Source organism: Streptomyces odontotermitis, from assembly GCF_050510915.1.
Lineage (GTDB): Bacteria > Actinomycetota > Actinomycetes > Streptomycetales > Streptomycetaceae > Streptomyces.
Genome location: NZ_JBNJLS010000022.1, coordinates 132,662 through 149,611, shown reverse-complemented (window position 1 = coordinate 149,611; position 16,950 = coordinate 132,662). Strand labels below are relative to the sequence as shown.

16 protein-coding genes are annotated in these 16,950 nt (G+C 68.6%); 9 read left to right on the top strand and 7 right to left on the bottom strand.

Annotation, left to right across the window (positions count from 1 at the left end):
• The first annotated feature begins 108 nt into the window (after positions 1-108).
• From rpmH to ACQB60_RS38390, 9 genes are all read left to right on the top strand, one after another.
• Positions 109-246 (top strand): 50S ribosomal protein L34, encoded by a 138-nt coding sequence (rpmH, locus tag ACQB60_RS38430; protein WP_003949374.1) that lies wholly within the window; start codon positions 109-111, stop codon positions 244-246.
• 21 nt (positions 247-267) lie between these two features.
• Complete coding sequence (rnpA, locus tag ACQB60_RS38425; RefSeq protein WP_496930721.1) at positions 268-639, top strand: ribonuclease P protein component; 372 nt, start codon at positions 268-270, stop codon at positions 637-639.
• Positions 636-1,001, top strand: a complete 366-nt coding sequence (gene yidD / locus ACQB60_RS38420; RefSeq protein WP_496930720.1) for a membrane protein insertion efficiency factor YidD — start codon at positions 636-638, stop codon at positions 999-1,001. Before rnpA ends, yidD begins: the two co-directional genes overlap by 4 nt.
• A 3-nt stretch (positions 1,002-1,004) precedes the next feature.
• Positions 1,005-2,336, top strand: a complete 1,332-nt coding sequence (gene yidC, locus ACQB60_RS38415; protein ID WP_496930719.1) for a membrane protein insertase YidC — start codon at positions 1,005-1,007, stop codon at positions 2,334-2,336.
• Positions 2,337-2,350: 14 nt separating this feature from the next.
• Positions 2,351-2,866 carry a Jag family protein gene (locus ACQB60_RS38410; RefSeq protein ID WP_496930718.1) on the top strand — a complete coding sequence of 172 codons (516 nt, stop codon included), beginning with the start codon at positions 2,351-2,353 and terminating at the stop codon, positions 2,864-2,866.
• A gap of 108 nt (positions 2,867-2,974) precedes the next feature.
• Positions 2,975-3,691, top strand: coding sequence for a 16S rRNA (guanine(527)-N(7))-methyltransferase RsmG (rsmG, locus tag ACQB60_RS38405; protein ID WP_384829206.1), 717 nt, complete (start codon positions 2,975-2,977; stop codon positions 3,689-3,691).
• Positions 3,692-3,954: 263 nt separating this feature from the next.
• A complete protein-coding gene (locus ACQB60_RS38400) occupies positions 3,955-5,031 on the top strand; it encodes a ParA family protein (protein WP_496930737.1) in 1,077 nt (358 codons plus the stop codon).
• Positions 5,028-6,131, top strand: coding sequence for a ParB/RepB/Spo0J family partition protein (locus ACQB60_RS38395; protein WP_496930717.1), 1,104 nt, complete (start codon positions 5,028-5,030; stop codon positions 6,129-6,131). Before ACQB60_RS38400 ends, ACQB60_RS38395 begins: the two co-directional genes overlap by 4 nt.
• Positions 6,132-6,455: 324 nt before the next feature.
• Positions 6,456-7,073: a GNAT family N-acetyltransferase gene (locus tag ACQB60_RS38390; RefSeq protein WP_384829202.1), complete on the top strand. Its 618-nt coding sequence runs from the start codon at positions 6,456-6,458 to the stop codon at positions 7,071-7,073.
• Positions 7,074-7,138: 65 nt separating this feature from the next.
• On the opposite strand, the gene trxA is transcribed toward ACQB60_RS38390, so the two are convergent.
• The 7 genes from trxA to ACQB60_RS38355 all read right to left on the bottom strand — a co-directional run bounded on the left by trxA (position 7,139) and on the right by ACQB60_RS38355 (position 16,931).
• Entirely contained in the window at positions 7,139-7,468 is a 330-nt protein-coding gene (gene trxA, locus ACQB60_RS38385) for a thioredoxin (protein ID WP_384829200.1), read from the bottom strand.
• Between the two features lie 45 nt (positions 7,469-7,513).
• A complete protein-coding gene (gene trxB, locus ACQB60_RS38380; RefSeq protein WP_496930716.1) occupies positions 7,514-8,473 on the bottom strand; it encodes a thioredoxin-disulfide reductase in 960 nt (319 codons plus the stop codon).
• A 159-nt stretch (positions 8,474-8,632) separates the two neighbouring features.
• A complete protein-coding gene (locus tag ACQB60_RS38375; protein ID WP_496930715.1) occupies positions 8,633-9,616 on the bottom strand; it encodes an RsmA family anti-sigma factor in 984 nt (327 codons plus the stop codon).
• Complete coding sequence (gene sigM / locus ACQB60_RS38370; protein ID WP_496930714.1) at positions 9,613-10,347, bottom strand: RNA polymerase sigma factor SigM; 735 nt, start codon at positions 10,345-10,347, stop codon at positions 9,613-9,615. Before sigM ends, ACQB60_RS38375 begins: the two co-directional genes overlap by 4 nt.
• 33 nt (positions 10,348-10,380) lie before the next feature.
• Positions 10,381-12,078 (bottom strand): protein kinase family protein, encoded by a 1,698-nt coding sequence (locus ACQB60_RS38365; RefSeq protein ID WP_496930713.1) that lies wholly within the window; start codon positions 12,076-12,078, stop codon positions 10,381-10,383.
• A 118-nt stretch (positions 12,079-12,196) separates the two neighbouring features.
• Complete coding sequence (murJ, locus tag ACQB60_RS38360; RefSeq protein WP_496930712.1) at positions 12,197-14,539, bottom strand: murein biosynthesis integral membrane protein MurJ; 2,343 nt, start codon at positions 14,537-14,539, stop codon at positions 12,197-12,199.
• Positions 14,540-14,585: 46 nt separating this feature from the next.
• On the bottom strand, positions 14,586-16,931 hold the full coding sequence (locus tag ACQB60_RS38355; protein WP_496930711.1) for a DUF6049 family protein: 2,346 nt from the start codon (positions 16,929-16,931) through the stop codon (positions 14,586-14,588).
• Positions 16,932-16,950 lie beyond the last annotated feature (19 nt).

Here is a 16,950-nt window from a genome sequence, read left to right as displayed (position 1 = left end):
TCTGTGATCGTTTAGCGGTGCACTCGGGCGTATTGCGAGCTACTCGTGGGCGCACGGTGACAGCCAGGCGATGTCCCGCCATCTACGAATCATTTCTGGAGCCCCCGAGTGAGCAAGCGCACCTTCCAGCCGAACAACCGTCGTCGCGCCAAGACCCACGGCTTCCGGCTGCGCATGCGTACCCGTGCCGGCCGCGCGATTCTCGCGTCCCGCCGTGGCAAGGGTCGCGCCCGCCTGTCCGCCTGACCGCAGTCAGGTCATGCCGTCGTGCTGCCTACCGAGCATCGGCTGAGGCGGCGCGAGGACTTCGCGACCGCGGTTCGCCGAGGACGCCGGGCCGGACGCCCGCTCCTCGTCGTCCACCTAAGCAGCGGTGCAACGGACCCGCACGTATCGGGGGAGAGCGTTCCCCCGACGCGTGCGGGTTTCGTCGTGAGCAAGGCTGTGGGCGGGGCGGTCGTACGCAACACCGTGAAGCGCAGGCTTCGACACCTGATGCGTGACCGATTGGCCTTGGTGCCCCCCGGTAGCCTGGTAGTCGTACGCGCGTTGCCCGGTGCGGGCGACGCCGACCACGCACAGCTGGCCCGAGACCTGGACGCCGCCTTGGCGCGGCTACTGGGAGGGGGCGCGCGATGAAGTACCCGCTGCTGGCGCTGATCAAGCTGTACCAGTGGACGATCAGTCCACTTCTCGGCCCGGTGTGCAAGTACTACCCGTCGTGTTCCCGCTACGGCTACCTGGCCATCGACCGGCACGGTGCGATCAAGGGAACAGCGCTCACTGCCTGGCGGATCCTGCGGTGCAATCCGTGGTCCCTGGGCGGTGTCGACCATGTTCCGCCGCGCAAGCGCCCGCGGTGGCACGAGATGCTGCGCGCCGCCTGGCGCGAACGCAAGGGCGGGACCTCCGCCGCTGGCGTGCCGTCCGGGAACCTTCCCCCGGCTCCCCCGAGCCCGGCCGCCGAGACCGAGACCCCGTCCCATGCTCAAGGAGCCTGATTAGTGGACACGATTGCCAGTCTCTTCAGCTTCATCACGAAGCCCGTCTCATGGATCATCGTCCAGTTCCACTCGCTGTACGGGAAGGTCTTCGGTCCTGACACGGGCTGGGCCTGGGGCCTGTCCATCGTGTCCCTGGTGATCTTGATCCGAATCTGTCTGATCCCGCTCTTCGTGAAGCAGATCAAGGCGACTCGGGCGATGCAGACGCTGCAGCCCGAGATGAAGAAGATCCAGGAGCGCTACAAGAGCGACAAGCAGCGCCAGTCCGAAGAGATGATGAAGCTCTACAAGGAGTCGGGCACCAACCCGCTCTCCTCGTGCCTTCCCATCCTGGCGCAGTCCCCGTTCTTCTTCGCCCTGTACCACGTGCTCAATGGCATCGCCACGGGCAAGGAGATCGGCTTCATCGACGGCCCGCTCCTGGAGAGCGCGCGCAAGGCGCACATCTTCGGTGCCCCGCTGGCCGCGAAGTTCATGGACAGCCCGTCCAAGGTCGAGGCGCTCGGCGCTTCCCTGACGGACGTTCGCGTGGTCACCGCGATCATGATCGTCCTGATGTCGTTCTCGCAGTTCTACACGCAGCGCCAGCTGATGACGAAGAACGTGGACACGACGGTCAAGACGCCGTTCATGCAGCAGCAGAAGATGCTGATGTACGTCTTCCCGGTCATGTTCGCCGTCTTCGGTATCAACTTCCCGGTCGGTGTCCTCGTCTACTGGCTGACCACCAACGTGTGGACCATGGGTCAGCAGATGTACGTCATCCACCAGAACCCGACCCCGGGCTCCAAGGCCCAGGCCGCGTTCCTGGAGCGCCTGCAGAAGCACGTCACGCACTCCAAGAAGACGCGTAACCGCCGCGAGACCAACGTCGTCAAGGCGATCGTCGCCAAGGGCCGCGACCGCAACGAGTTCGAGCGGAAGTTCATCAACGGCCTGAGCAAGGCGGGTCTTGTCGCCCAGGCTGACGGCACCGTGATCGTCAGCGACTCCGCGGTCGCCACCGAGAACGAGGACGGCACGCCGACCGCGGGTGGCGGAGCTCCGAAGCGGCAGCAGCCGAAGCGGCAGAGCAAGTCGCAGCGGCAGTCCGCCACGACGTCGGGAGCGGCCAAGAGTGACGCCGCTGCCAAGTCGGCCGACGACTCCGGCTCCGACACGTCCACCAAGGCATCCCTGGAGAAGGAGCCTCAGGACGCAGCCGCCAAGGACGCCCCCGCGAAGGCCCAGCCGAAGGGCGGCTCCAAGCCCGGCTCCGGCACCCGCAGCAAAGCCAAGTCCGGACAGCGCAAGGGCCAGCAGCGGCCCAAGCACCCGTCCTCCAAGAAGTAGAAGGAGTCCATCCCGTGACGGAAGGCACCACCACCTCCGCCGCAGCTGAGGCCGGCGACACCCTCACCCGCCTTGAGCAGGAGGGTGAGATCGCGGCGGACTACCTCGAGGGTCTGCTGGACATCGCCGATCTCGACGGCGACATCGACATGGACGTCGAGGCGGACCGGGCCGCAGTCTCGATCATCAGCGACTCGGGCAGCCGTGATCTGCAGAAGCTGGTCGGTCGTGACGGCGAGGTCCTGGAGGCGCTCCAGGAGCTGACGCGGCTCGCCGTTCACCGTGAGACCGGTGACCGCAGCCGCCTGATGCTCGACATCGCGGGCTACCGCGCCAAGAAGCGCCAGGAGCTCTCCGAGCTGGGTGCCAAGGCCGCGGCCGAGGTGAAGAGCTCTGGCGAGCCGGTGAAGCTCAAGCCGATGACGCCCTTCGAACGCAAGGTCGTGCACGACGCGGTCAAGGCCGCCGGGCTGCGCAGTGAGTCCGAGGGCGAAGAGCCGCAGCGCTTCGTCGTCGTACTGCCCGCCTGATTCGGTAGGTAGTTCTTCCGGCCCCGTCTGTTCGCAGACGGGGCCGGTCTTTGTCAGCCTGTTAGTCAGCGACCCTGTGCGGTAGCGCGGTACGGAAGGACGACCCCTGTGTCGGAGGCAGCGGAGCTCCCCCCAGCGCCTGAAGAGGCCAGGACAGTATTCGGCGAGCGCTTCCCGGACGCCGTCCGGTACGCGGAGCTGCTGGCCGACGCGGGAGTGCAGCGTGGGCTGATCGGCCCTCGTGAGGTGCCTCGGCTCTGGGAGCGGCACCTCCTGAACTGTGCCGTGCTGTCCGAGGTCGTGCCGCAGGGCGTCACGGTGTGCGATGTCGGCTCGGGCGCCGGTCTTCCGGGTATCCCCCTGGCGCTCGTCCGCCCGGACCTGAAGATCACGCTGCTGGAACCACTGCTGCGGCGTACGAACTTCCTCACCGAAGTGGTCGAGCTCCTCGGCCTCGATCACGTGACGGTCGTGCGCGGCCGCGCCGAAGAGGTCCTGGGCAAGCTCCCACCCGTCCATGTGGTCACCGCACGTGCCGTAGCCCCGCTCGACCGTCTCGCGGCGTGGGGCGTTCCTCTCCTCCGCCCGTACGGAGAGATGCTGGCACTCAAGGGCGACACGGCCGAGGAAGAGGTCAAGGCCGCCAGCGCCGCCCTGAGCAAGCTCGGCTCGGTGAACACCTCGGTGCTGCACGTCGGTGAGGGCATCGTGGACCCGTTGTCCACGGTGGTCCGGGTCGAGGTCGGGGAGAGCCCGGGCGGTGTGCGGTTCGCGGCCAAGCGGGCCAAGGCAGCCCGGACGGGCCGGACTCGACGTCGTCGCTGATCGTCCGACGTCAGGAATCCATACTCCACACAAGCAGGCAAACGTACGCATACCGGAGTGTCGCCGGGGTGCGGCGCGAACGACTATGCATCGTGTTTCACGTGAAACGTCGCTCACTGCTGCATGGCATCATCAGTCGCGGCCGCGCTGCTGAACCTCGCGACCGCAGGCCACTCGGTTCCCTCGATAAGGGAGCGGAGTTGTCCACAGAGGTGGATTCGTCCACAGAAGACCGGGCCTCGCTGGTTCACGACCCCGAAAGCATGGGAGGCTCTGTTCATTGCGAGCCTGAAGTCGAGGAGAGTGAATCCTTGCGGTCCGACGCCAACATCGCGGGACCGATGACCGATCCGGTCCCCGGTCCCCGTACCGAGTCGGCGGGGGAGGATGTTTCACGTGAAACACCGACCCCGATGGACGACACCCCCATCGGTCGAGCCGCCCAACTGGCGGTGGAAGCTCTCGGCCGCGCGGGCGAGGGCCTGCCGCGACCCGAGCAGACCCGAGTCATGGTGGTGGCCAACCAGAAGGGCGGAGTGGGCAAGACGACGACGACCGTCAACCTTGCCGCATCCCTCGCCCTGCACGGTGCGCGTGTCCTGGTGATTGACCTCGACCCACAGGGCAATGCCTCCACGGCACTGGGGATCGACCACCACGCCGAAGTCCCCTCCATCTACGACGTGTTGGTGGAGAGCAAGCCACTCGCCGAAGTCGTCCAGCCGGTTCCGGATGTCGAAGGTCTCTTCTGCGCCCCCGCCACGATCGATCTCGCCGGTGCGGAGATCGAGCTTGTGTCGCTCGTGGCGCGTGAGAGCCGACTGCAGCGGGCGATCCAGGCGTATGAGCAGCCGCTGGATTACATCCTCATCGACTGCCCGCCGTCCCTCGGCCTGCTGACGGTCAACGCGTTGGTCGCCGGGGCCGAGGTCCTGATCCCCATTCAGTGCGAGTACTACGCACTTGAGGGGCTGGGCCAGCTTCTCCGCAATGTCGACCTGGTGCGGGGGCACTTGAACCCCAGCCTGCATGTGTCGACGATCCTGCTCACCATGTACGACGGCCGGACCCGGCTCGCTTCCCAGGTCGCCGACGAGGTGCGCAACCACTTCGGTGAGGAGGTGCTGCGGACGAGCATCCCGCGCTCGGTCCGTATCTCCGAGGCGCCGAGCTATGGGCAGACAGTCCTGACTTACGATCCCGGTTCAAGCGGTGCCCTCTCGTACTTCGAGGCCGCTCGCGAGATTGCGCTGCGCGGGGTGGGCGTCCGTTACGACGTGCAGCATGCCCACACGGGCGCTCAGAACGACCAGCAGAGCATGACGGAGGGGATGCAGTGAGCGAGCGACGGAGAGGGCTGGGGCGTGGCCTCGGCGCCTTGATCCCTGCGGCCCCGACGGGCGAGAAGCCGACCACCCCTGCAGCCGGCGGAGCGTCGACCTCGCCGACCGCGGTGCCGGTACTCACCGCGGAGCGTGGCGTCGCGGCGGCCAAGGTGGCATCCCTGCCGCAGAGCCCTGTTCCCCCGGAGGCTGAGGAGCCGACGAGCGCGCCGGTCGAGGAGCTGGAGCGTCCGGCCGGGGCTCACTTCGCGGAGCTGCCGCTCGACTTCATCAAGCCCAACCCGAGGCAGCCACGTGAGGTCTTCGACGAGGACGCCCTCGCCGAACTGGTCACGTCCATCAAGGAAGTCGGCCTCCTCCAGCCGGTCGTCGTACGGCAGCTGGGTCCCTCGCGCTACGAGCTCATCATGGGCGAGCGGCGCTGGCGTGCCTGCCGCGAGGCCGGGCTTGAGCGCATCCCCGCGATCGTCCGGGCCACGGATGACGAGAAGCTCCTCCTGGACGCGCTCCTGGAGAACCTGCACCGGGCGCAGCTGAACCCCTTGGAAGAGGCGGCCGCCTACGACCAGCTGCTCAAGGACTTCAACTGCACGCACGATCAGCTGGCGGACCGGATCGGGCGCTCCCGCCCGCAGGTGTCCAACACGCTGCGGCTGCTGAAGCTCTCTCCGGCCGTGCAGCGGAGGGTTGCTGCTGGGGTGCTCTCGGCGGGACACGCGCGAGCGCTCCTCGCCGTGGAGGACTCGGAGGAGCAAGACCGTCTGGCCCACCGGATCGTGGCCGAAGGGCTCTCGGTGCGGGCTGTCGAAGAGATCGTGACCCTCATGGGTTCGCGTCCCCAGAGCGCCCCGAAGGCGAAGGGGCCGCGCGCCGGCACCCGAGTCTCGCCAGCGCTCACCAGTTTGGCGACACGGCTCTCCGACCGCTTCGAGACCCGGGTGAAGGTAGACCTGGGGCAGAAGAAGGGCAAGATCGTCGTCGACTTCGCATCGCTGGAGGATCTGGAACGCATCCTCGCCACGTTGGCCCCGGGTGAAGGACCGGTCCTGAGGAGTGGGCTCGACGAGAACGCCCCCGACGAGTCGGCCGAGGACTGAGGGATCGGGGCGTCCTGAGGGGCGTCCGGCCATCCTGTGAGAGCGAGCCGTGTCCGGTGTGTACCGGAACACGGCTCGCTCTTTGCTTTCTTACGGTATCGATGCAATCGCATCGTGGATACGATGCGTTCGGGTATGGCGCATCCACCCGACGGCACCTCATGGGGAGGCAGGGGCCATGCGATCGGTGAGCCGCACCGGACTGATGACCGCGGGCCTTGGGCTGGGCGCGGTTGGAGGCTTCGTCGGCAGCTTGCTCAAGGAACGGAGCGCTCTGACAGCCGCTCGCGACGCGGCCGGCGAAGGAAGTGAGGATCCGCCTTCATGGGGCGTCGGCTCGTACCGCTCACGCTGGACAACCTTCCGGACCTTCCCAAGCGCTGCCGTGCGTGCGTCTTCTGGGAGTTGGACCCGGTCAGTGGCCAGGCTGCGGTAAAGGCGGGTACCCCAGAGCTGGAGAAGGAGGCGTGGATCTCCGCTGTCCTGCTCGAGTGGGGGTCCTGCGGCAGGGTGGTGTACGTCGATGATGTGCCGGTGGGTTTCGTGCTCTACGCACCGCCGGCGTATGTCCCGCGGTCCACTGCCTTTCCCACAAGTCCTGTGTCGCCCGATGCCGTTCAGCTCATGACTGCGTGGATCATGCCGGGGTACCAGGGGCAGGGGCTCGGCCGGGTCATGGTCCAGACGGTGGCGAAGGATCTCCTGCGGAGAGGCTTCAAGGCGATCGAGGCATTCGGAGACGCGCGGTGGGAGAAGCCGGCCTGTGTGCTTCCCGCCGACCATCTGCTGGCCGTGGGATTCAAGACGGTAAGGCCGCACCCCGCGTATCCGAGACTGCGGCTGGAGCTGCGTACGACGCTCTCCTGGAAGGAAGACGTCGAGTTGGCGATCGACCGGCTGCTGGGTGCCGTTCAGAAGGAACCGGCACTGCGACCGCTGTGAACGACGAATGGGCCAACCCACGGGGGGTTGGCCCATTCGTGTTTCACGTGAAACAGCGCCGCGGGTCAGTCGGCGATGAAGTCCGCCAGGTCCTTCTCGATCGCGGCCTTCGGCTTGGCGCCGACGATCGTCTTGGCGACTTCGCCGCCCTGGTACACGTTCAGCGTCGGGATGGACATGACGCCGTACTTGGCAGCCGTGCCGGGGTTCTCGTCAATGTTGAGCTTGACGACCTCGATCTTGTCGCCGTGCTCCTTGGCGATGGCCTCGAGGGACGGAGCGATCTGGCGGCACGGGCCGCACCAGGCGGCCCAGAAGTCCACCAGTACGGGCTTGTCGCTCTTGAGGACGTCCGCCTCGAAGGAAGCGTCGGTCACGTTCTTCAGGTCAGCCACGACGGGCTCCTAACTGGGTTGTGCGGTGGGGAGGATGATCGGTTGTCAGACAGTGGCTGCCGTGGCCTCGCTGTCCGCGAGGGCGGCGAGGAAGCGCTCGGCATCGAGGGCAGCGGCACAACCGGTACCGGCCGCCGTGATGGCCTGGCGGTAGGTGTGGTCGACCACGTCACCGGCGCCGAAGACGCCCGTGAGGTTCGTACGGGTCGAGGGGGCCTCAACCTTCAGGTAGCCCTCGTCGTCCAGGTCGAGCTGGCCCTTGAAGAGCTCCGTGCGCGGGTCGTGGCCGATCGCGATGAAGAGGCCCGTCACCGGCAGCTCCGACGTCTCACCCGTCTTGAGGTTCCGCAGCGTCAGCCCGGAGAGCTTCTGGTCGCCCTTGATCTCGGCGACTTCGCTGTCCCAGATGAACTTGATCTTGGGATCGGCGAAGGCGCGCTCCTGCATCGCCTTGGAGGCACGGAGGCTGTCACGACGGTGAACGATCGTGACGGACTTGGCGAAGCGCGAGAGGAAGGTGGCCTCCTCCATCGCGGTGTCGCCACCACCGATCACGGCGATGTCCTGGTCCTTGAAGAAGAAGCCGTCGCACGTCGCGCACCAGGAGACGCCGCGTCCTGAGAGCGCGTCCTCGTTCGGCAGGCCGAGCTTGCGGTGCTGCGAGCCGGTGGTGACGATCACGGCCTTCGCGCGGTGCACGGTGCCCGCGGTGTCCGTGACGGTCTTGATCTCGCCGCTGAGGTCGACGGCGACGACGTCGTCCGGCACCAGCTCAGCGCCGAAGCGCTCGGCCTGGGCACGCATGTTGTCCATGAGCTCGGGGCCCATGATCCCGTCCTGGAAGCCCGGGAAGTTCTCCACATCGGTGGTGTTCATCAGCGCACCACCGGCGGTGACGGCGCCCTCGAACACCAGCGGCTTGAGCGACGCGCGCGCGGTGTAGAGCGCCGCCGTGTAGCCGGCGGGCCCGGAGCCGATGATGATCACGTTACGGACGTCGGTCACGGCTTGATTCCTCGTCTCTGGCGACTGCTGCGTACTGCTGGCGGGTGCCCTTCTCAGGACTCTCACCCCACCCAACGGATCCTACGGGGCGTGCATTCCCGACGGGTCCGAGCGTACGGAAGCGTGTCAGTCAGCCAGAAATTCCAAGCCTTCGAAGGATCAGCTACGAGAGTAGGACCGCGTCAGCAGAACCTTGCCCCGAGAGGTGTCCGACGAGGGCTTGTCAGCGCAGGCGGCATCGATGACGTAGGCCGAGACCTTGCTGCTGTCTGTGGCGTGGTCGACCACGACCAGATAGGCGGTCTTCCCCTCGTATGTTCCCCGCTCGGCGGCGAGCGGTGCCTTGCCGTCGATGCTGCGGTTGATGCAGTCGGGGATGGTGACGGGGGGCTGTTCCCGCCTCGGCGAGTTCGACTTCGGTGTGCGCGGGCTGGAGCGGACGTCGAAGGACTTGTCCGGGGCGCCGCTCTTGGTCAGCAGATCGTGGACTTGGCCCTGCAGCCTGCCCGTGGAGTACGCGTGCGGATCTGCTGCCTGCGTCTCGGTCTGCGAACCCTTCGAGCCGTCCTCACCCATGTTCTGCACCAACAGAGTGCCGAGCCCGATGGCGGCCGCCGCCACGACGGCGCCCAGCACGGTGATGCGGCGACGCCCGGCACGGCCGCTCCGACGCTCCTGACGCCGACCTGGGCCCGTAGCGGCACGAGGATGCCCAGCGGGTCGGTCGGCTGCGGACCCGCCAGCGGTGGCGGCGGGAGTCGCTGTTTCACGTGAAACATGCGTGACGGGTGCGGGCGCGGATGCAGGGCCGTCGGGCGTTTCCTCCGGCTCCGACGACGGCCCGCGCTCCCCTGGCGTGGTTTCTGTCAGGTCGGAGGCATCGACCGTGGAAGCGTCGAGCAGCGCCTCGGCGGCGAGGGCCGCGTCGATGCGTTCAGCGACATCAGTGGGCATGCGCGACGGCCCGGGCAGAGTGCCGAGCATCCCGCGAATCTCTTCCAGCGAGTCGTAGACATCCGTGCACAGCGCGCAGTCGTCCAGATGCCGACGGATGTCGATGCTGCGGGACGGAGGGAGCAGGCCCTCGGTGAGCTCGGAGATCTCGGCGACGTCCGGGTGCCCGGCCGAGTCGGTCGTCGTCACGCTCGCCCACCTCCGCCCTTCACTGAAGCCGCATCACTTGGTCCTGAACCCCGGGGGTTCGCTGCCGGTGGGACGGATGTCCCCTGCGTCCGGTTCCTTCCTGGGCCGGGATTTCTTCCGCCCGCCGTGTCCCCGCTGTCGTCTCCGCGTGCCGGAGGTTCCGTACGCAGATGCGTGAGCAGGGGGAGGAGTCTGGCTCTGCCCCGGGCGCAGCGGCTCTTCACCGTTCCCGTCGGGACATCGAGTACGCGGGCTGCCTCGGCCACGGGGTAGCCCTGCATGTCCACCAGGACGAGAGCGGCCCGCTGGTCGGGGGGCAGGGTGCCGAGCGCTTCGAGGAGCTCACGGTGGAGGTCGTTGCGTTCGGCGGGAGCGGCCGCCGACTCATGGGGTTCGAGGAGCTGCTCGAGCCGCTCGGTGTCGTCGACGGGCGAGGTCTTCCGGGAGGCCGCCTTGCGGGCCCGGTCGAGACAGGCGTTCACCGTGATGCGGTGCAGCCACGTCGTGACGGCCGACTGGCCGCGGAAGGTGTGTGCGGCGCGGTAGGCGGAGACCAGGGCGTCCTGGACCGCGTCAGCGGCCTCCTCGCGGTCTCCCAGGGTGCGCAGGGCAACCGCCCACAGTCGGTCGCGGTGGCGCCGGACGATCTCGCTGAAGGCGTCCTTGTCGCCGGCCACGTGGCGGGCCAGGAGGTCCTGATCGTTCAGAGCGCCGTGTTCGGCGTTGTCCATCTCGAACCCCCTCCCCGTGGTGAGCCCGTGGCCCTAGCTGGTGAAGCCCTTGAACTGCACGTCCTTGACGGCTTGCCGGTAGCCGGCGCGCCGGTACTGCTCGGAGTCGACGTGCGGGACCGCTGTGATCCAGAGGAGGACGTACCGCGTCTTCACAGCGGAGTCACCCTTGATCTTCAAGGTGGTGCCGGACGTCTTGCCCGTGCCGATCTTCTTCATCGAGTTGACCGGCCCGGAAGGAGACGGTGAATCCGCCGCGTACAGCGAGATCGCGGTGTAATCCCCCTTGTAGAGGAGTTCTATCGACGCGTCCGAGAGGTGCTTGGCCGAGCCGAGGTCGTAGATGATACCGGCGCCCGGCTTGAACGGGGCGAGCGGCGGCCCTTCGTTGAACGTCGAGGTGCGCCAGAGCGTCGAGCCGCCCTCGGTGGACTGCTTCACCTCGGCACCGATGCCGCTCACCTGGGCGTCGGCGACCTCGATCGGCTTCCCAGGCTTCGGCTTGTTCTTCTCGCCGTCCCCGGACGTCTGGTGCGTGCCAGAACCGGAGCTGTCCCGGTCCATGAGGGCGTCTGCCAGCTGCCAGCTGCCCAATCCGAGGGCGGCGATCAGCAGCGCGGAGACCGCCCATTTGAGAGCCTTGCCGGTGCGGCTCTGCAGCGGGGGCGGAGGCACCGCAACGGGCTGCGCGACGCCAGGATGGGCGGCGGGACGTCCGTACGTGCCCTGCTGGTAGGTGGTGCGCTGATACTCGGGCGGTGCTGTGAAGGTGGGCTCCGGCGGCCGGATGCGGGGCATCTCGCCGACGGCCTTCACCAGCTCTTCCGGCGTCGTGCACGGCGACTCGTGGCGGGAGGCCGTGGCGCCGTTGTTCGCGAGCGCCCGCATGGCGAGCTCCGAGAGACCGCGGTGGACGCCTGCGCGCACCTGGTCGGGGGCGATGAGGCCCACGCCCTTGGGCAGCCCGGACATGCCGTACGCGTCGTCCTCGTACGGCCAGCGCTGGGTCAGCGCCGCGTACAGGAGTGCGCCGATCGCCTCTGTGTCGGTGCGCTGCGGGGTGTCGGAGCTGATGCCGCGCAGCGCGGCATTCACAGCGAGGCCGCGGATGCGGTACTGCCCTGACGAGGTGCGCAGCACGGCGCTCGGCGTCAGCCGCAGATGGGCCAGGCCCTCACGGTGCGCCGCCGCCATGGCCTGGGCGACCTGGCTCGTCAGCTGGTAGGCGTCGTGGGCTTCGAGGGGGCCGGCGGCAAGGAGCGCCGTGAGCTCGGTGGCGTCCGGCAGCCACTCGTGGACCACATAGACGAGATCGTTCTCCTCGACCGCGTCCAGGACCTGCACGAAGCGCGGGTCGCCGAGCAGCGCCGAGGAACGGGCCGCCGCCAGGACGGAGCGGGCCCGTGGGTGGTCGGCGGGCAGCAGGTGCACGCCGACGGCCCGGCGGAGCTTCTCGTCCACCGCACGCCAACTGCTGAAACCGTCCAGACGGGTGACGCACTCCTCGAGCCGATAGCGTCTGGCGAGTTTGTGGCCGCTGTGCAGCTCGGGAGGCTTGGCCGCCTTGGGACTCGTCGGCTCGTCCGTCTCTGCTGCTTCTTCGTCTACTGCCGTGTCCCGCTCCCGGGTCTGGGCCACCCCGTCGGCCGTGGCCTGCTCCGCCTTTGCGGTCAGCGGCTCGTCGCCGCTGTTGTCTGCCACGTCGACGGCAGCCGTGCTCCGTTCCGCCACCGTCGTTCCTGCCTCCCCATCCGTTGCGCTTCGTCAGACGCCAAAGCCAATTGTGCCCACAGTCCGGCGCTATGCACGACACGCGGTGGCCGACGATGGTTGTGCGAACCCCGTGAAGTCAGCGGCCGAGGCGCCCGCGGACCATGCCGACCATGGAGTTGAGCTCCGCGATGCGCATCTTCCGGGCGGCGACGAAGAAGACTCCGCCGAGAACCACTCCGCCGACGACCAGCGCCGCGAGCGAGCTGATGGCCCCGGTGCCCAGCGCCCTGAGAATCGCGAAGCCGACGGCGCCGCCGGCGAGGGCCGCCGGGACCGAGGCGCCGATCAGCCGGGTGTACGTACGAGCCACCTGCGCGCCGTCCAGGTCGCCACCCAGCCGCTTGCGCAGCCGCTGCCAGGCCACACCGACCCCGACCGCGTAGGCGAGGCCGTAGGAGGCGCCCATGCCGACGACAGCCCAGCGGGCGGGCAGGACGAGGAAGCAGATCGCCGACGACGCCGCGTTGACGAGCGCGACGATGACCGTGTTGTAGAAGGGCGTCCGCGTGTCCTCGTAGGCGTAGAAGCCCCTCAGGACGACGTACTGCACGGAGTACGGAATCAGGCCGAGTCCGAAAGCCATCAGCGTGTAGCCGATGTTCTGGGCGCCCGAACCGGATCCGGAGTACAGAAGGGTCGCCATCGGCACGCCGAGGGCGAGGAAGGCGAAGGCGCAGGGCACGATCGCCACGGCCGAGGTGCGCAGGCCGTGGGAGAGGTCGTCGCGGACTGCGGCGGGGTCACCGTCGTTGGCGGAGCGGGAGATGCGGGGCAGGATCGCGGTCATCACCGAGACCGTGATGATGGCCTGGGGCATCTGCCAGAGCAGCAGCGCGTAGTTGTACGCGGTGATGCCGGTGCCCGCGTGGCCCTCGTGGGCCGCCGTCGTGCCGGCGCTGGTGGCGAGCTGGGTGACGACGACCATGCCGAGTTGGTTGGCGAGGACGAAGAAGAAGGTCCACTTCGCGAGCCGGGCAGCCTTGCCGAGGCCGTGGCCGCGCCAGTCGAACCGGAGCCGCAGCCTGAATCCCGCCTCGCGCAGGTACGGAAGCATCGCCAGGGCCTGTACGACCAGGCCGAGCAGCGTGCCGAGACCCAGCAGGCGTACGCCGTCCGGCGTGATGTTGGACGGCGTGACGCCGGACTCGGTGAAGCCGCCGAAGGCCCAGATGAAGGCGCCGAAGGTGGCGATGACCACGACGTTGTTGAGGACCGGGGTCCACATCATCGCGCCGAAGTGGCCGCGGGCGTTGAGGATCTGCCCGAGCACGACGTGCACGCCCATGAAGAACATGGTCGGGATGCAGAAGCGCGTGAAGGTGACCGTGACGTCCATGCGGATGGGGTCGTCCGCGATCGTCGGTGACATCATGCGGACGAAGAGCGGCGCCGCCACCACACAGATGACGGTCACGCCCGCCATCAGGACCATCACCAGGGTGAGCAGTCGGTTGGCGTAGCCCTCGCCACCGTCGTCGTCGTTCTTCATGGCACGCACGAGCTGCGGGATGAAGACGGCGTTCAAGGCGCCGCCGCCGACGAGGACGTAGATCATCGTCGGCAGCGTGTTGGCCACCTGGTACGAGTCGTTGAGCAGGCCGACACCGATCGCGGCGGCCATGACCAGCGTCCGCAGGAAGCCGGTGAGGCGGGAGACGATGGTGCCTGCCGCCATCACGGCGCTCGACTTCAGCAGGCTCGAGGCGCGGCCGCCCGACTTCTTGGGCGCGGCCGCGGGGGCGGGAACCGGAGGAGTCGGGGCACCGGGGGGCTCGGCCGGCGAGTAGCCCTCTTGGGGCTGCTGGTAGCCGTTGTGCTGCGGGTAGCCCTCGCCCTGGGGGTAGCCCTCGCCCTGGGGGTAGCCGCCCTGCTGAGCCGGGTAGCCGACGCCCTGCTGAGCCGGGTAGCCCTGGGCGGGGTAGCCGGTCGGCTGGCTCCGGTACCCGCCGGGCTGCTGGTCCCGGAAGAGGTGAGCGAAGGCGTCCGGCTCCTGACGGTCCTCCCCGGCCTGTGTCACGAGGTCGTCCACGCCGACGAACTGCGTCGTGCGGGCGTCGTCGCCGTACGGGAGGTGCCGGGTCGGCCCCTCCGGCTCGGGTGGCGGGGTCTGGGCCCACACCCGGGGGTCGGGGGCGTGCTGCGGCGAGGGCGGCTGGGCGTAGAGAGGCTGTTGCTGCTGATACGTCCCCGGGGGCGGCGGGGGGTGCGCGGCGCGGTCGTAGAGCGCCTCGGTCACCGGGTCCTGAGCGGAGAGGTCCTGCGCCCGGTAGGGATCCTGGGCGTAGGCGTCCTGGAGGTAGGCGTCCGGTGCGGGCTGCTGTGGAACCTGGCCGTTCTCATGGGGGCCGGGAGGCGGGCCCCCGGCCGAGGCAGAGCCGCCCGCGCCCTGGCCGCGGTCACCGTCGTACGGCGCGTTCATGGTTACCCCACCTCATCGTCCCCGGGCCCACGGGCCACGACTTCGCTCAACGGTCCACTCTCTCACCCGTGTCGGACGGGTCGGTGCTTTCCGGAGCGGTGTCCGGTGTCGGGTCACTCGGCTGCTCGGGGTCGTCTTCCCCGGTAGCGGTCCCCGATTCCCCGTCGGGACCCTCGGCGGCGCCCTGTTCGGCGCGTTCCCGAGCCGCGCGCTTGCGCTGGGTGTACATGCGGAATCCGGCGAGGACGAGCAGCAGGATGCCGCCGGCGATGACCAGCATCACCGTCAGGGTGATCTCGGTGACGTTGACGTCGAACCGGACCGGTTCACCGTACGGCTGCCCGTCCTCCGTGTAGAGCTGGGCGAACACGGGGACCGGGCCATTGGCGTTGGCGGTCGTGGTGAACTTCACCGACTGGCTGTGCCCGCCGGAGATCTTGACCTGCTGCTCCTGGTACGGGCCGTCACCGATCTTCAGGCGGGTCGGGTTCGTCGACGTCAGGCGCAGGACGAGATGGTCGACGTTCTGTACCAGGTTGTTCTGCACCGTGACCGGGATGGTCGCGCTGCGCCCGGAGAGCTGGGCGTCGGACTTCTTGATCAGCGATACCTGCTCGGTGAGCTTGCCGAGGTAGTTCTCGACGCTCGTGCCGTAGTCCTCCGCCGCGCCGGGGCGGCCCCGCCAGGACGTGGCCATCTCACGGTCTATGGCCCGCCCGAAGGGGGTCACGACGCGGTCGGGCTCGCTGAGGATCACCTTGAAGCGATCGAGCTTGTCCTGGGTGTTCTGGATGGTCTCGAACGCCTTGCGCGGCAGCTCCTGCTTGCGCAGCGACTGTGGGTAGGCCGCCGTCGAGGGCACCTGCGTGGTGGCGCCGGGGTCCGGCTTCGCCTTGGCCGCCGCGGTCAGGTCCTGGGGCTCCGACCAGCCACCGTCGTCGAGCGCGGCGACGGCCTTCGCCATGGCCTGGGCCTGGCTCGCGGTGGGCATCCGCTGCGGGGCGACGACGATGCTGCGCTGCTTCTCCGGGTCCTGAAGCGTGATCATCTGGCTCTGGGCGACGAACTCCTGGACGGCGAGAGTGGAGTCCTCGGCGTCCGTCATGTCGCCCTGGAAGGCCGTGGAGAGCCGCGCGTCGGCGACGACGGCCGTGGTCCCGCCACCGATGGGGCGGGCCGCTGTGGGCGTGTACAGCAGGCCGCCGGTCTCCCGCAGGCTGTCACTGCGGGAGATCACGGTGTGGGCGCCGGCCGAGGTGGCCACGTCGACGATCGACGGGTCGATCGCGCCGTCCGCGGGCCAGGCGAAGTCGGAGCTCGGCTTGACGTGGAGGATCGTCTCCACCGCGTCGGCCCCGACGTCGGTGGCCCCCTTCAGGTGGCCGAGGGAGCCGGTGACCGCCTTGCCGTTGTGCGCGAGGGAGGCGATGTCGGGATCCGCGTAGGGCAGCGCCACGACCTTCTTGTCCTGGACGGTCTGCTCCAGCTCATTGAGCCAGCGGTTCGCGTCCGCCTGGTGCTTGCCCGCGGTGAGGGCCTTCCCGTCCTCGCTCTGTACGCGATAGCTGTCCGTCATGGCGTCGACGGCGGCCAGCAGGTCCGGATCGATGACCCAGGTGACGTCGAGGTCGCGGCCCAGGGAGAGCATCTGCTCGAGGCGTCCGCCGGGGGCGAGTTCCTTGCCGAGGTCGTCGTCCTTGAAGACCGGCGTCTGCTCCTCGTCCGAGCCGGTCTCCGCCGTGAGGTGGATCCGGGAGGTCAGCGGCCACAGATACGTCGTCTTGGTCTTCGTCTCGGAGGGCTCGGACTGCCACGGCAGGAAGGTCCGCTCGATGCCGAGCACCTGCGGGTACGGCTGGGTGGCCGTCTGGCCCGTGAGCGCGACGCCGAGCTGGTAGACACCGTCGGCACCCAGGTCGAGGTCCTTGACCGGAACGGAGATCTTGAAGTCATGGGGCACGCCGGGCGCCAGCTTGGCGAACTTCTGGACGTACTTGCCGCCGACCTCCGTGCCGTCGGCGCCCGGAAGGAAGCCCGTGCGCTTGGCGGCGCTGTCGATCTGGCTACGGCTGTTCAGAGCCGGTCCCACGCGCAGGCCGACCTGGGCCTTTGTGACCGTCTGCTTGCCGTCGTTGGTGATGGTGCCGGAGACGGTGACGGAGTCGCCGTCCACGGGGGCGGAGGGCGTGAGCTTGTTCAGGGAGACGTCGACCGTCTTGGAGCCGGTGGCGTCGGCCTTCGCGGTGGGCACCTCGGCGTGCGCGGGGGAAGTGGCCGGGAGCTGGAGCAGTCCGGCCAGCAGGGGGGCGCCTGCCAGCAATGCCGCCGTGCGCCGCAGCCAGCGGCGGGCAGGTGCGGGACTCGTCCCCGGGTTGTCTGCCGCCTCGGCCACGCGTTCGCCCGTCCCTCGT